The following is a 14,350-nucleotide window of genomic DNA, read 5'->3' as shown; positions in this document are numbered from 1 at the left end:
ATCCCGCTGCCCCTCGACTTGCATGTGTTAAGCCTGTAGCTAGCGTTCATCCTGAGCCAGGATCAAACTCTTCATTGTAAAAGTATCTTTAACACCTGAATATCAAATGATATCCAAGTAAGTTGTTGCTCTGTCAGGATTACGGATCAAAAGTTCATTACCTATATATATAAGTATTGACGGTTCTTTTTTTACCCAAAACTGTTTCCAGTTTTGCTCTTGTACTACTGTATTGTTTATGTAAATCTCTTCAAAGATCGCTCTTCTTGATGCCCTCCGTTTTATCGGAAAGCGGTTGCAAAGGTAAGGAGTTTTTCGTATATCCTCCAAATTTTTGCGGAACTTTTTTCGAAGTTTTTTCGAAGCTCGGCTTCGAGGTTCACTTCTCAAAAGCGGGTGCAAAGGTAAGGAGTTATTTTCAAACTACCAAATGTTTTGAGAAGTTTTTTCGAAAGTTTTTCCGAAGACCTCAGAGGGAAGGAGCTCTCCGCTTGGGCCTCTCTCATGCGAAAGGCGGGAAAGCCATCTGCCACTAAAGGACAACTTCATCAAAAATCATCTGCAACAGCATGTCAAGTATCACCGCTTCGTTTCCGAAAGCGGGTGCAAAAGTACAGCTTATTCAGATAACTGCAAGCTTACAAACGGTTTTTTTCGACACTTTCTTGAACTTTTTTCGCAAATCGCTGATTTACAACTATGTTTTATAGCAGGATTTTCAAAGACGAAATGTACAAGATGAAATGACGACACATTATAATATTTCATGCGCATGAGCGCGCGCGTTACAATTACAACTACAGGTAAGTTCTATGCGAACAAAACAAGAAAACAGCGCGTTAGGGAGAGGAAAACGGTGCTTTAAGAAGAGGAAAACAATGCGTTACGAAAAAAGGGAAATAGAATTGCAGGAAGAAGTTATTCTCCCTTCAATTCCTTTTCCTCTTCTTGTGGGATGCGAATAGAGGTGTAAAGTTGCAGGATTGCCGCTATGGTAAGACTGACAATCCATTCATTGCCATGCGTAAATAGCATAAAAGCCCCTGTCAGTACCAATATAAGTGCACCAAATATCTGCTGACGACGCAGACGCCGGACAATGGCATTCTGCACACGTGCAGGCGTATTGATCTGCCCCAAGGCGAATAAGGTGGCACCAATCGTATAGACATAGGGGGCCAACACCCATCCTGTAATGTAGACAGCCGCCCCTGTCAGCGCCATGACGGCTCCCACCAGCATAAAAGCTTGCATCATCTGTTTCATCAGTCTTCTAAATCTTCGTCAAACACATAAATATCTTCATTGGGCTTCTTCATCAGATACTTTTCGCGTGCCACGCGTTCGATGGCACCCGAATCGACCGCCAATTCGCCCAGACGGCGGGTACTTTCTTCGTACTCGTTACGATATTTTTCTATCTCGCTGCGCAATATCTGCTCTTCGTGGGCATACTTCACGCGGCGCAGGATGCTGTTTTCATCCAAAAACACGACGATTACAGCAAACACCAATATGGTTATCAGGTATTTGTTCTTGCGAACAAACATCCAAAGGGAAACCAATTTGTCCATCTTCGGCTATCGATTAAAATCCATTACTTCGTGCCACAAAGATAAGACGAATTACTGAAAAAGCATCTCTCCCGATAATATTTTCGCCACACAATCCTGCATCGGAAAAGAAAAATAGCCCGACATATTTTGTACTGCCTCGGCTTTCCATTATCTTTGCGCTATTGTGTTAGTGACAAGAACATCCTGCATTATATGGAAAACTATATCGTATCGGCTCGAAAATACCGTCCGTCCACTTTTGAATCGGTTGTGGGTCAGCGCGCCCTGACCACTACGCTGAAGAATGCCATCGCCACAGGAAAACTGGCCCATGCTTACCTTTTCTGCGGTCCGAGAGGCGTGGGTAAAACGACCTGTGCCCGCATCTTTGCCAAGACTATCAACTGCATGAACCCAACCGCCAACGGAGAGGCATGCAACCAGTGTGAATCGTGCAGAGCCTTCAACGAACAACGGTCGTACAACATCCATGAGCTGGATGCCGCCTCGAACAACTCGGTCGACGACATCCGACAACTGGTCGAGCAAGTACGAATTCCACCACAGATCGGGAAATACAAAGTTTATATCATCGACGAGGTGCACATGTTGTCGACTTCGGCTTTCAACGCTTTTCTGAAAACATTGGAAGAACCGCCACAGCATGCCATCTTCATCCTGGCTACGACTGAAAAACATAAAATCCTGCCGACCATCCTTTCGCGATGCCAGATTTACGACTTCAGCCGCATCAGCGTGGAAGACACCATAGCCCACCTGGCTTACGTGGCCTCCCAAGAGGGGGTAACGGCCGAACCAGAAGCCTTGAACGTCATCGCACTGAAAGCAGACGGCGGCATGCGCGACGCCCTGTCCATCTTCGACCAGGTGGTCAGCTTCACAGGAGGCAACATTACATACCAGAACGCCATCGAAAATCTGAACGTACTCGATTATGAATACTATTTCCGTCTGACTGACCATTTGCTGGCAAACAAGGTGACCGACTCATTGCTGCTGTTCAACGACGTATTGAACAAAGGTTTCGACGGCAACCATTTCATTACAGGTCTTTCGTCGCACTTCCGCGACCTGCTGGTGAGCAAAGATACTTCTACCCTCCCCTTGCTTCAAGTAGGAGCCAGTATCCGCGAACGCTATCAGGTGCAGGCACAAAAATGCCCCCTGCCCTTCCTGTATCGCGCCATGAAGCTCTGCAACGACTGCGACTTGAACTATCGTACCAGCAAAAACAAACGCCTGCTGGTTGAACTGACCCTGATACAACTGGCGCAGATCACTTCGGGCGAGGAAGAAGCCATCAGTGGTGGGCGTAGCCCTAAGCAAGTAATCAAACCCATTTTCAACGCACAAGCCACTACGCAGGTAGCACAACCAGATAGACAACCATCCGTATCGAAACCCCAACAGGCGCAACCTGCCCCAAAGCCTGCGCCTGCCCAACCGGCACAGCCACCTCAATCCATGGCTGCCACCTTGTTGGCACAAGAAAAAAAAGAGGAGAAGAAAATCCCTGTCATGCGGATGGGCGGACTTGGTGTATCCATCAAACAACACCCTCAAGCATCGTCCACTGTAGCAGACAAAGCGCCAACCGCCCCTGTGGCAACATCTTCAACGGCCCAACAACCCGAAGAAGACTACATCTTCAACGAACGCGATATCAACTATTACTGGCAAGAATATGCAGGCCAACTTCCTGTTGAACAGGTAGCTATTGCCAAGCGTATGCACAACATGCGCCCCACGCTTTTGAACGACACGACGTTCGAAGTAACGGTAGACAACGAAATCATTTCGAAAGAATTTACCGTCATGATACCTGCCATTCAAGACTACCTGCGCACCCGCCTGAAAAACAGGAAAGTGACCATGACAGTACGCGTCAGCGCACCGACAGAAAAAACCCGCGCTTACAGCCGTGTAGAAAGATTTCAGATGATGGCACAAAAAAACAATGCACTTTTGAAACTAAAAGAAGAGCTTGGACTCGAACTCTATTAATTATCAATCGCTTAAACAAGTATCTTATTTAGAAAGCGAACAAATTAACACAAAAAAGGTATTCGAACACAACAACCAATGTGGAAAAGCATTATTTTTGTCCCACATAATTAGTACTAATAATAACTTAAAATTTGAACAAAAATGGCTTACGTAATTAGTGACGATTGTATTGCTTGCGGAACTTGTATCGACGAATGTCCGGTAGGCGCTATCTCTGAAGGTGACAAATATTCTATCGACCCTGAGGCTTGCACAGAGTGCGGTACTTGCGCTGATGTTTGTCCTTCTGAGGCTATCCACCCGGGAGCATAATACAATCTTTCAGGAAAAGATAAAGGGATATGTCTAGCGGACATATCCCTTTTTTCCTTTTCAAGAAAGCGCTGTTCCTTCCTGCCTTCAAAAAGGCTACACAAGCCACAGCACCAATCAACTCACAAAAACATCAACCTGGAAACATAATCTTTTACCCTTTTCCGATAAGAAGCACCTATCGGCAAACTCTTTTCTCCTACTATCACAGAATTGTCCTCAACAATGCTAACACTATCCATGCGGACAATATAAGAACGATGTACGCGAATAAAACGATCCACGGGCAAACGTTCTTCCATATATTTCATACTACAAAGGCTCAATATAGGCTTTGACATATCCCTATAATAAACCTTTACATAGTCTCCACAACTTTCTATATAGTCAATACAATCCAACTCAAGCCTGAGAATACGATTATCTGCCCTTATATAAATCACTTTAGGCACATCAACCTTGCTGACAGCAGACTTTTCTTCTCCAAGATTTCCATTTTCTCTCGCCGAAAACCAGCGTGAAGCCTTACTAACAGCCTGAAAGAAAGTTGCGAAATCAGGACCTTCCACCAGATAATCCAACGCATCCAGACGAAAACATTCGGCAGCATAGCGATCGGTATCGGCTATGAAGATGACGCGCGTATACAAGTCTAACAATTTACAGAAATCTCTTCCGTCAATCTCACCTTCCTTCACCGTACCAATTCCAATAAAATAAACTTCCACCTTCTTCTCATAATAAGCTTTCAATGCCTCAAGTGCATTATTATAAGCTCCACAGCAACAAAGGAACGGAACCTTTTCAATATACTTCATCAATTGGTCCTGAAGACCTGCATCCTGATGTAAAATGGCACAATTCAGTTTCATCATTTATTTTGTTGTTTCTTTGCAGAATAGACGCGCCATACTCCAAAAGACTGCAAAACAGAGAAGAGAATTTATATTTTATTTAGAAAATCCACTACTTCAGCTTCGAACGCGAAATACGCTCGCCAAACGTCAGATTCAGGTTCAGACTAAACCGACTTTCCTGCATCAATTCGCTTCGTGAATTTAACTGCTCTCTCCACGAAGCTCCCAACGAAAGAAAAGAATAACGAATGGGGAAACTTACCCCTAAACTAGTCTCCCAATACCGCATTCTTCCTCCCTTCAAATTAATATAAGAATTGCTGACTCCTATTCCTCCCATCCATTCAGTAGAACGTGGTTTGCGGGGGTGGGTTATATAAATAGCCCCTACATTTACCTTATGTTGGTTCTCATATTTCAGCGAAGTATAAGCCGAAGTATTATGACTCCAATCTACATAATTATAATCAGCTTCCACTACCCAGCGCTCTGTCGTCAGAGAAAGTCCAACCCCGCAATGCATAGGCAAATACTGCCTCCGACTGGAATAGTCTTTATCCACTCCCTCGCTTGTTGAAGAGTTTGTATAAGTGAGCGTATTGTCATGTGCAATGGGGAACGAAGGTGCAAAAACGAGACCAACTGCCCATCTGGTCCCCCCACCCGATGGTGCATATTCATAATGCAACCCCAAATCTGCATAAAAGGCACGTTTGGAAGATTCATATTCCACCACAGCTCCTTCTTGCGTTTCACTTTGCGTAATTTTCCCCCTTACCATACCGACATTCAGTCCAACCGAAAGACCTTTCCCCAACAGAAAGGCATTGGTTAAATAAAAACGATAAAGGCCTCCCGAACCTTCGAACAAGGAATACAAATAGCTACCAGGCATGCCTTCTATTTCCTCCTCAGTCTGAATCATATAGCCTACACTACTATAAGGATTGACACCTGCAATAAAGTACCAACGCGGCATCACACGAAAGCCTAAGCTGAAACGATTGGGATTGCCTGCAAAATTAGAGCTATGCTCACTCAAGAAAGAGTAGCGCGCATAGGATATGGCAGCGCCCACATCAAAGGTGAAACAGGTAGTATCCATGCGTGTTATAGCAGCCGGATTCAAGGTGTTCTGAAAGCCTGGACGATTCAAGGCCAAGCCAATATTACCCATTCCTGCGTATCTTCCTCCATCGGAAGCACTCAATTCTCCCACTCCATACATAGAAATAGGCTGGTTGGTCGTATTCTGCGCCGCAATGACAGAGCTTATCATGCCAATATATCCCAGCAATAAAAATTTCCAATAGTCGTATTTCATTGTTCGTTGTACGTTTTAAATCTGACATCCAATCTGCATTGTCTCTCTTGCAAAGGGTCATTGGTGAAAACCACCTGACTGAAAGTAGTGGCACTGGCTTCGTCCGTCATACTCATTAAAAGTTTCTGACGTTTAACACCTGACGTGCCGAAATTATTACGGATGAATTCTGTCAAATCAAAAGAATAAAAGGTTTCCTTCCCATACACCTCGTCCACAGTCAAATTACCTGCCTGCACCGTCACACCATCACTTCCATACACGTAATCTTCCAACGCATTGTTTGCATCAGTGATATAAATACGCAATTCATCGGGCAACTGGCTGACAACATTGTAACTGCGCGCCAAAGGATACAAATAAAGCGTAGCTTCTTCGACAGAGACAATCTGCCCTGCATTCTCAAGATTATTCAAAAAAGGAAATTCCAGCTGATTGTAAAAGCCTGTAAGCCCCTGTATGTAAGCACGGCATCCCAAATCACCCGAGTGTACCAGATTTTCAATTCCACTCGTCAAGCCGTCTAAAGGAGTTCCCGAACGATCGTAACGAATGCCAGTATAAGCATAATCCATATTAACAGCAAATGTCAAAGTCTGCTCCGTCTGTGTATTTGAAATCTCGTGATAATGCAGATTAATGCTCATAGCCGTATCGTTCACCATGAACCCTGTAATACAACTGCCATCCGACTCTGCAACCAAGGCCAGCCCGGGGAATTCTTTCTTAAAACCATCCTGCGTGTCAAAATAATCAGCTTGCGCCACAAGATCGTCCAATAACGTTTGCCCCATCTCATCAGGCAATCTGACTTCCACTTCTTTCTTCCTGCCAGGGTAAGGCGTATAAGTAAATGTAAACAAGGGACTATCAGACAGTTGAAGCCGAGTCGTATTATACAAATCACTATCGTCATCCAGCACAATCGGATACTTCAGCCGATAAACAGAGATGCGCTGCGAAGCCAACGTATCGCCCCAAAAATGCCCCGAAGGTATCAACCTCAGCACCAGTGAATCAAGGCTATAGGCATGATCCGCATTAGGTGTAAAACTAGCTTTCGTATACTCGGCATAATAAGTCGCGAATACTTCCCCCCATAACGTATCCTTGTAATGGCCAAACTGACAAATACTATCCCCCCGTGTCTCTATCGAATCCAAAAGGACTGTACTGATATCCACCGTGCAGGTGTCTGCATACACATTATAAAAAGAGCTGTCTACCAAACTCTTGCCTAGGCTCAAATTGTCGTCTACACAAGCATAAAGCCCCACGAAGCATACTAAAAACACATACAAAAACTTTCTCATCACGATCTGCTTTGATTTGGTACAAAGAAAGAGTAAAAGCATTATACGCTCCTACTAAAATCGACATTCGGGCACAGATTGTCGGTAAAGCCATTCAACGATTATTTTACGCCACCGGTCGATTGTTTTTTCCTGCATCAGCCAAGAAATCTATTTTTGCAGCCAGTATAACCAAAAGAAAAAAACAAATGAACCGACTATTATTAGGAACAATGTTATGGGCAGTCATTTGCCTTGCGGCAGGCTGTACGGAAGACGATGAAACCACACAAGGACAATGGATCAAGAAAGTCAGCTACAACGGCTATGCCCGATCGTATGCCTGCAGTTTCACAATCGGAAATAAAGGATACTTATGCACTGGATATCGTGGCGCCAACAAAGAATTTCTAAATGATCTTTGGGAATTTGACATGGACAGCGAAACATGGACGCAATGCGAAACCATGCCTGTAGAGGGACGCAGATATGCGGCCGCCTTTGCCTTGAACGGAAAAGGATATGTCACCACAGGCGGCAAAAAAGACGGAACCATGGTAACGTACGTCAGCGACACTTGGGAATACGACCCCAGCACCGACACTTGGACACAGAAAGACGACTTCAAGGGAGGAGCACGCGAAGGAGCCCTGGCTTTCGCCATAGGCGGATACGGCTATGTCGGGACAGGATACAATGATGATACAATAGGCTGGATGCTCGACTTCTATCGTTTTAACCCCAACGCGGCAGCCGGCTCTCAATGGGAGATTGTCAACGGATATGGAGGTGAGAAACGGCGTTATGGAACCGCCTTCGTCATTGATGACGTAGCCTACATCTGCTGCGGCGAAAACAATGGAACCAACCTGGTAGATTTCTGGAAATTCGACGGAAACACCTGGACACAACTACGCGACATTGCCAATACAAACGAAGACGAAGACTATGATGACGATTATGCCATCACCCGATACAATACTGTTTCCTTCAGCATTAACGGATTGGGCTATATCGCAACAGGATACCGTAGCGGCGTGACCAGCGACTACTGGATGTACGACCCCGACCAGGATTTATGGTACGGTGACTCCGACGACGACTTCACCCCACTGACCAACGTGCACAACTATGCTTCGGGAGCCTCTTCACGCGACGGGGCAGTTGCTTTTTCCAACGGAAGCCGTGGTTTCATCCTGACAGGACAAAGCGGAAGCAGTTACTTTGACGACATTTACGAACTACTCCCTGATGAAGAAGAAGACGTCTGACCATGAAACAAACACACCAGGCATCTACAGGCATATTGCTCTTAATGAGCTTATGCCTGTGTTTCTGTACAGGGCGAAAGATGCAGGACAGACAGCAACTTTTCACCTGCAGCCCTTTCCCTACAGCACAAGGATATGGTTACGTAATACTACAAGGCAGCGATACCCTGATTTATCAGCCTTTCATCCCAGCCATTGGAGGACGTAGGGCCTTTCCGACAGAAACACAAGCAAAGAACACCGGTCAGCTGGTCGTACAAAAGCTCTCTGAGGGGAAATCGCCTACGCTGACTCGCGAAGAAGTACAGAACTGCTTAAACAAAAACAGCCATTAATCTTATAGCAAGAGGAAAACAAGCACTGAAACCAGCCGTTCGGGAACAGGATATCGGGCAAGCCCTTGCGAAACCCGCTGTTCGAGAACAGCACCCCGCGCAACCCCTTGTGAGAACCGCCGTTCGGGAACAAGACCCCGCGCAACCCCTTGCGAAGCCTGCCGTTCGGGAACAAGACCCTGCGCAACCTCTTGCGCAGTATCCCGTTCGGGAACATTTTTCTCCAGTCAGAGAAAAAGAAATTCCCAGTTGGAGAAAAAGATATCTCCAACTGGGAAAACTTTTTATCTAAAAGGGAACAAGCTAAACTCCCCCTTACTTTATCATTTCAATGCAGCCAACGCCTCCTTGATACGACGAATAGCCTCCACGATGTTCTCGTCGCTCGTAGCATAACTCATGCGGATACACTCAGGAGCACCGAACGAAGTTCCGCCCACGCAAGCCACATGACCCACTTCAAGCAGGTACATAGCCAGATCATCAGAATTATTGATCTTACGCTCACCAGCTGCCTTGCCGAAGAACGAGCTACACTTGGGGAAGAGGTAGAAAGCACCCTCGGGAACATTCACTTCGAAGCCCGGCACTTCTTTAGCCAACTTCACAATGAGATCGCGACGACGTTGGAAAGCCTGACGCATTTCCTCTACCGGCACCTGTGTGCCTGTGTAAGCCGCCTCAGCAGCTTTCTGTGACACGGAGCAAGGACCAGACGTATACTGTCCCTGCAGCTTGTTCACGCCTTTCACAATCCATTCGGGACCAGCAATGAAACCAATACGCCAGCCTGTCATAGCATACGCTTTCGACACACCATTGACAATGACCGTACGTTCCTTCATCGACGGAATCTGGGCTATGCTGTGGTGACGGCCAATATAGTTGATATGCTCATAAATTTCATCTGCGATGACATACACCTGCGGATGCTTCTCAAGTACAGCAGCCAGTCCGGCCAGTTCTTCAGCACTGTAAACAGAACCTGTCGGGTTCGATGGAGAACAGAGAATCAGAGCCTTGGTCTTCGGTGTAATGGCAGCTTCCAGCTGAGCAGGAGTAATCTTAAATTCTTGCTCGATACCTGCAGTCACAATGACAGGCTTTCCTTCGGCCAACTTTACCATTTCCGGATAGCTAACCCAATAGGGAGCCGGTACAATCACTTCGTCGCCAGGATTGACCAGCGTCAGAATCGTGTTGCACACTGACTGCTTAGCACCATTGGCACAAGAAATCTGAGCGGCCGTATATTCCAGACCGTTCTCATTCTTCAGTTTAGCCACAATGGCATTGCGCAAGGCAGGATAACCGGCAACAGGAGAATAACGCGAGTAGTTCTCGTCAATTGCTTTCTTGGCAGCCTCTTTAATGTGGTCAGGCGTATTAAAGTCAGGTTCGCCGACACTCAAGTTAATTACATCTACGCCCTGAGCCTTCAGCTCGGCGCTTTTCTGAGACATAGCCAGTGTCGCGGAAGGCGACAGACTGTTCAAACGATCTGATAATTGATTCATTTTGTTTCTATATTTATATAGTTATTAGCTTTCCAGCTGCAAAATAACAGATTTTCTCTGATACAGGAAAACAAAAAGGCATTTTACTTATTCAGATGCAACGTATGCCCCATGCGTTCCTTCTTCGTACGCAAATAGCGTTCGTTATACTGATTCGGTGTCGTCTCAATGGGAACATTCTCCGTTATTTCCAGTCCATAAGCCTCAAGACCGACACGCTTCACAGGATTGTTAGTCATCAGACGCATTTTATGCACACCCAGTTCGCGAAGGATTTGGGCTCCGACACCATAATCGCGTTCATCAGCCAAATGGCCCAGACAAATGTTGGCATCTACAGTATCCATGCCGTCTTCCTGCAACTTGTAAGCTTTCATTTTCTCCATCAGTCCGATACCACGACCTTCCTGATTCAGGTACACCACCACTCCTTTTCCAGCCTTTTCGATCATCTCCATAGCCTTATGAAGCTGTTCACCGCAATCGCAACGTTTGGATGCAAAGATATCGCCTGTCGCACACGAGGAATGTACACGAACCAGAATCGGTTCATCAGGCGCCCACGTTCCCTTAAACAGAGCTACATGCTCCAGGCCATTGGACTTTTGACGGAAAGCTATCAAACGGAAATCACCATACGCAGTAGGCATGCTCACCTCTACTCCTTTCTCAACGATAGACTCCTGCTTCAGGCGATAAGCAATCAGGTCATGAATGGAAATCAGCTTCAGACCATATTCATCAGCCATTTTACGCAACTCAGGCAAGCGAGCCATAGTACCGTCGTCACTCATCACTTCCATCAAAGCTCCAGCCGGATAAAGCCCGGCCAAACGACACATGTCGATAGTAGCTTCTGTATGTCCTGCACGACGCAAAACACCCTTTTCCTGTGCATAAAGCGGATTGATGTGTCCCGGCCGGCCAAAAGTGGCAGGTGTCGACGCAGGATCGGCCAGTGCCTGGATAGTGGCTGCTCGATCGGCAGCAGAAACGCCGGTAGAACATCCTTCTAACTTATCAATAGTTACAGTAAAAGGAGTTCCCAGTACCGAAGTATTGTCAGCCACCTGGTGAGGCAGATCCAACTCCTTGCAACGCGATATGGTGATCGGGGCACAAAGCACACCACGCGCATGCTTCAACATGAAGTTCACTTTTTCTGGCGTGATCTTCTCGGCCGCAATAATCAGGTCGCCCTCATTCTCGCGGTCCTCATCGTCCACTATTATCACAAAATTACCAACCTTGAAGTCTTCAATGGCTTCTTCAATGGTATTCAGCTTTACTTTTTCCATACCTCTCGTCAATATATAATGGTTATTTATTCTTGTCTTTTTCTATCAGCAAGACCACGTCATTGTTAGTCTTGATGATACGTTCCAGATCCTTGTATAAGCGCAAACGGAAAGCCCAAATGCGGAAATAAAAGAAAAGTCCCACTGGCAAAACAATACCGCAAGCCAGATTGAGCCAATAATTGCGGAAAGGACGCGTATGTGCATGAACAGGAATGATCGGATAATTGTTCAGCACCATCAGCAGGCTGACCGAACGGGTATTTGCCATTTCTTCAACCAACTCTTCCATGCGGTCACTGATCTTTTCCACTTCTTCGTCACGTCCTTCCGACATCCATAAGTTCAGATAATTCGGCGCACGTTTCAGATTGCGTTTCTCTAAATATTCACGACATTGTGCAGACAATGCCTCCAAATCGGCAGGCAAACGGTTATAATCAGGATCATGGATAATGACTTCCTTACGGAACAAGTGACGTACACTGCGTATTCCGACAATTTTCTTAAACCAGTTGATATAGGCATCTGCGTTCAACACCACAGAGTCATTGTTCGATTTATAGGTAAGGAATGCGCCAAGAGGTGCCAAGACAGCCGTACTGGTCCACATACCCATCCAGACAATCCACTTACCGTCTCGAGCCATTTTATAACCGGTATTGTTTATGATATAATAGATAATGAATATGACCACTGACACTACAACCGGCATACCAAGTCCTCCTTTACGAATAATGCCTCCTAAAGGAGCTCCAATAAAAAGGAATATCAGGCAAGCCAACGAAAGCGTCAGTTTTTCATGCCAGGCAGTCATGTGACGACGCAAGCTGGTGTCAGTAGACGAAATATTGAAGCTTTTGAAACTCCAGTCACTCCCTACACTCTGTGCGCGGTTGATTGCCGCATTTACAATCGTCTGCTTCTCTGCCAACGTCTTCGAGGCATACAAGCTATCCACATCGTAATAGGCCAAATTAGCTTCTTGAATCTTCAGCGTATCCGCTTTCGACAGCGATGATGTAGAAACACTGTACGTATTCGCCATAACCTCCTTATAATACGCCCTTCCGATACTATCATTGCGCACGGTCATCGAGTCAATACCCGCCTGAAGCATACGCATGTCTTTACTGTTCGACTGTCCGCTCATAATTCCCTCATCGGCCATATTAAAGTCTGAGTCGAACTCAATAATAGCATGCTTTTCCCTAAATGTCTCCCGACGATAAGGAACATTCTTTTGACTCATGTTCTGAGATTTCAGGTTCTCGAATTGTTCGCCATTATATAGATGCAGATACAAATGCTGCTTATCAGCTGTCATTTCCAGACGTCCTGAATCGGATTTAATAATTTGTGCATTCTCGAATCCCTTCTCAAAATTATAGATCAGCACATCATAAAGCATACCCGTATCGCGGTCCTTCTTCTTTACATACAAATTATAACCATCGATTTCATCATAAAAAACACCCTCAGGAATATCCAATTCGGGCGATTTCTGCTTCATGGAAATTACCAAGGTCCACAATTTTGTCTGAGCCTTAGGACCTATGACATTCTGAAAGTAAAAGGAAACACAACAAATGAACGTTATGAAAACAATCAGCGGCCTCATAATCCTAGCCAAAGAAATACCAGCCGCCTTCATGGCAAGCAATTCAAAGCGTTCACCAAAGTTACCGAAAGTGATAAGAGCCGCCAACAGGACAGCAAGCGGCAAGGACGCAGGAACCAGTGTCAAAGCCGAATAAAAGAAGAACTGTCCCAGTACCGTCATTTCCAATCCCTTTCCCACCATTTCATCCACATATTTCCATAGGAACTGCATCATGAAGATGAAAAGACAAATGAAAAAGGTACCGGCAAAAAGCAGGCAAAAACTCTTCAGAATAAATATATCTAACTTTTTTATGCGCAGCATGTTACTTATCTCATACGATGAAGGCACAAAAGTAGTATAAAAATGGGAGTATGTGAAATTTTTAATTGAAAGTTAACTAAAAGCCACATACCCGACGCAAGGTTTCCACTTGCGAATCCCACAATTCACGCATATCATCCACTTCGTTTTCAGCCGCAAAATCTATGATTTCAAGTGTGAAATCATTAGTCAGTTCACTGTTGGACATTCTGAATTCAAAATAATCCCGTGAATTTTTCAAATCTGTCCACCGAAAACGAATGAAAGAATAAGCACGTACTGCTATTATTTCAGCACTTCTCGATTCTGTTTTTCCCCAAAAAAAAGTCACAGTCTTGTTATCCGACTGAACACCATCGGCAAACCAGCCTTCCAGGCCACTTGGAGTACTGATTGCATTCCAAAGAATTGTCTTGGAAGTCGCATTCAACGGATACTGCAAATGTATTTTCTGCTTTTCCATGATTTCATTGTTCAATTGCGTCGCCAAGATATAACTTTATTTCTAATTACGGAAAACTATTTTGCATTTTTATAATCCCTGCTATCACACAAACAACATAGTAATCTGATTGTAAACCACATACACTCATTCATAAAGAACCAACTTTTCTCAATAATCATCTCCAGCCC

General features: G+C 45.2%; 13 protein-coding genes. 4 read left to right on the top strand and 9 right to left on the bottom strand.

Annotated elements, in window-relative coordinates:
* Positions 1–918 precede the first annotated feature (918 nt).
* On the bottom strand, positions 919–1,266 hold the full coding sequence (locus tag BQ8005_RS02095) for a hypothetical protein (protein ID WP_075316879.1): 348 nt from the start codon (positions 1,264–1,266) through the stop codon (positions 919–921).
* Complete coding sequence (locus BQ8005_RS02090; RefSeq protein WP_075316878.1) at positions 1,266–1,574, bottom strand: FtsB family cell division protein; 309 nt, start codon at positions 1,572–1,574, stop codon at positions 1,266–1,268. Before BQ8005_RS02090 ends, BQ8005_RS02095 begins: the two co-directional genes overlap by 1 nt.
* Before the next feature lie 195 nt (positions 1,575–1,769).
* Here BQ8005_RS02090 and BQ8005_RS02085 point away from each other — a divergent pair, with 195 nt between their 5' ends.
* Both BQ8005_RS02085 and BQ8005_RS02080 read left to right on the top strand, forming a co-directional pair.
* The gene (locus BQ8005_RS02085) at positions 1,770–3,581 is read left to right on the top strand and encodes a DNA polymerase III subunit gamma/tau (RefSeq protein ID WP_075318844.1); all 1,812 of its coding nucleotides are present in this window, start codon (positions 1,770–1,772) and stop codon (positions 3,579–3,581) included.
* A gap of 144 nt (positions 3,582–3,725) precedes the next feature.
* Complete coding sequence (locus BQ8005_RS02080) at positions 3,726–3,896, top strand: DUF362 domain-containing protein (protein ID WP_021846942.1); 171 nt, start codon at positions 3,726–3,728, stop codon at positions 3,894–3,896.
* Positions 3,897–4,018: 122 nt separating this feature from the next.
* Here the strand turns inward: BQ8005_RS02080 and BQ8005_RS02075 are convergent, their stop codons facing one another.
* The 3 genes from BQ8005_RS02075 to BQ8005_RS02065 form a co-directional block, all read right to left on the bottom strand.
* On the bottom strand, positions 4,019–4,771 hold the full coding sequence (locus tag BQ8005_RS02075; protein WP_234983985.1) for a LytR/AlgR family response regulator transcription factor: 753 nt from the start codon (positions 4,769–4,771) through the stop codon (positions 4,019–4,021).
* Positions 4,772–4,862: 91 nt separating this feature from the next.
* The gene (locus BQ8005_RS02070) at positions 4,863–6,077 is read right to left on the bottom strand and encodes a BamG family beta-barrel-assembly machinery protein (RefSeq protein WP_075316877.1); all 1,215 of its coding nucleotides are present in this window, start codon (positions 6,075–6,077) and stop codon (positions 4,863–4,865) included.
* Positions 6,074–7,390, bottom strand: coding sequence for a DUF4270 family protein (locus tag BQ8005_RS02065; protein ID WP_075316876.1), 1,317 nt, complete (start codon positions 7,388–7,390; stop codon positions 6,074–6,076). The genes BQ8005_RS02070 and BQ8005_RS02065 overlap by 4 nt, the downstream gene beginning before the upstream one ends.
* A 188-nt stretch (positions 7,391–7,578) precedes the next feature.
* On the opposite strand from BQ8005_RS02065, the gene BQ8005_RS02060 reads away from it, so the two are divergent.
* Positions 7,579–8,640: a Kelch repeat-containing protein gene (locus BQ8005_RS02060; RefSeq protein ID WP_075316875.1), complete on the top strand. Its 1,062-nt coding sequence runs from the start codon at positions 7,579–7,581 to the stop codon at positions 8,638–8,640.
* A 2-nt stretch (positions 8,641–8,642) separates the two neighbouring features.
* On the top strand, positions 8,643–8,975 hold the full coding sequence (locus BQ8005_RS02055) for a DUF4907 domain-containing protein (RefSeq protein ID WP_075316874.1): 333 nt from the start codon (positions 8,643–8,645) through the stop codon (positions 8,973–8,975).
* 323 nt (positions 8,976–9,298) lie between these two features.
* Here BQ8005_RS02055 and BQ8005_RS02050 read toward each other — a convergent pair whose 3' ends face one another.
* The 4 genes from BQ8005_RS02050 to BQ8005_RS02035 form a co-directional block, all read right to left on the bottom strand.
* On the bottom strand, positions 9,299–10,492 hold the full coding sequence (locus BQ8005_RS02050) for a pyridoxal phosphate-dependent aminotransferase (RefSeq protein WP_075316873.1): 1,194 nt from the start codon (positions 10,490–10,492) through the stop codon (positions 9,299–9,301).
* Between the two features lie 83 nt (positions 10,493–10,575).
* A complete protein-coding gene (locus BQ8005_RS02045; protein ID WP_075316872.1) occupies positions 10,576–11,790 on the bottom strand; it encodes a bifunctional 3,4-dihydroxy-2-butanone-4-phosphate synthase/GTP cyclohydrolase II in 1,215 nt (404 codons plus the stop codon).
* A gap of 22 nt (positions 11,791–11,812) precedes the next feature.
* Positions 11,813–13,717, bottom strand: a complete 1,905-nt coding sequence (locus BQ8005_RS02040; RefSeq protein WP_075316871.1) for an LptF/LptG family permease — start codon at positions 13,715–13,717, stop codon at positions 11,813–11,815.
* Between the two features lie 76 nt (positions 13,718–13,793).
* A complete protein-coding gene (locus tag BQ8005_RS02035; RefSeq protein WP_075318843.1) occupies positions 13,794–14,180 on the bottom strand; it encodes an START-like domain-containing protein in 387 nt (128 codons plus the stop codon).
* Between the last annotated feature and the right edge of the window lie 170 nt (positions 14,181–14,350).

Origin of the sequence: Bacteroides togonis (assembly GCF_900130135.1) — a bacterium.
Classification (GTDB): Bacteria; Bacteroidota; Bacteroidia; order Bacteroidales; family Bacteroidaceae; genus Bacteroides; species Bacteroides pullorum.
Note: the sequence above shows the minus strand (reverse complement) of the source record. Positions and strands in the feature narration are given on the sequence as shown.

Bases quoted from the DNA above. Each gene is read 5' to 3' on its own strand.
- BQ8005_RS02095 (WP_075316879.1), bottom strand. From the start codon at position 1,266: ATGAAACAGATGATGCAAGCTTTTATGCTGGTGGGAGCCGTCATGGCG.
- BQ8005_RS02090 (WP_075316878.1), bottom strand. From the start codon at position 1,574: ATGGACAAATTGGTTTCCCTTTGGATGTTTGTTCGCAAGAACAAATAC.
- BQ8005_RS02085 (WP_075318844.1), top strand. From the start codon at position 1,770: ATGGAAAACTATATCGTATCGGCTCGAAAATACCGTCCGTCCACTTTT.
- BQ8005_RS02080 (WP_021846942.1), top strand. From the start codon at position 3,726: ATGGCTTACGTAATTAGTGACGATTGTATTGCTTGCGGAACTTGTATC.
- BQ8005_RS02075 (WP_234983985.1), bottom strand. From the start codon at position 4,771: ATGATGAAACTGAATTGTGCCATTTTACATCAGGATGCAGGTCTTCAG.
- BQ8005_RS02070 (WP_075316877.1), bottom strand. From the start codon at position 6,077: ATGAAATACGACTATTGGAAATTTTTATTGCTGGGATATATTGGCATG.
- BQ8005_RS02065 (WP_075316876.1), bottom strand. From the start codon at position 7,390: ATGAGAAAGTTTTTGTATGTGTTTTTAGTATGCTTCGTGGGGCTTTAT.
- BQ8005_RS02060 (WP_075316875.1), top strand. From the start codon at position 7,579: ATGAACCGACTATTATTAGGAACAATGTTATGGGCAGTCATTTGCCTT.
- BQ8005_RS02055 (WP_075316874.1), top strand. From the start codon at position 8,643: ATGAAACAAACACACCAGGCATCTACAGGCATATTGCTCTTAATGAGC.
- BQ8005_RS02050 (WP_075316873.1), bottom strand. From the start codon at position 10,492: ATGAATCAATTATCAGATCGTTTGAACAGTCTGTCGCCTTCCGCGACA.
- BQ8005_RS02045 (WP_075316872.1), bottom strand. From the start codon at position 11,790: ATGGAAAAAGTAAAGCTGAATACCATTGAAGAAGCCATTGAAGACTTC.
- BQ8005_RS02040 (WP_075316871.1), bottom strand. From the start codon at position 13,717: ATGCTGCGCATAAAAAAGTTAGATATATTTATTCTGAAGAGTTTTTGC.
- BQ8005_RS02035 (WP_075318843.1), bottom strand. From the start codon at position 14,180: ATGGAAAAGCAGAAAATACATTTGCAGTATCCGTTGAATGCGACTTCC.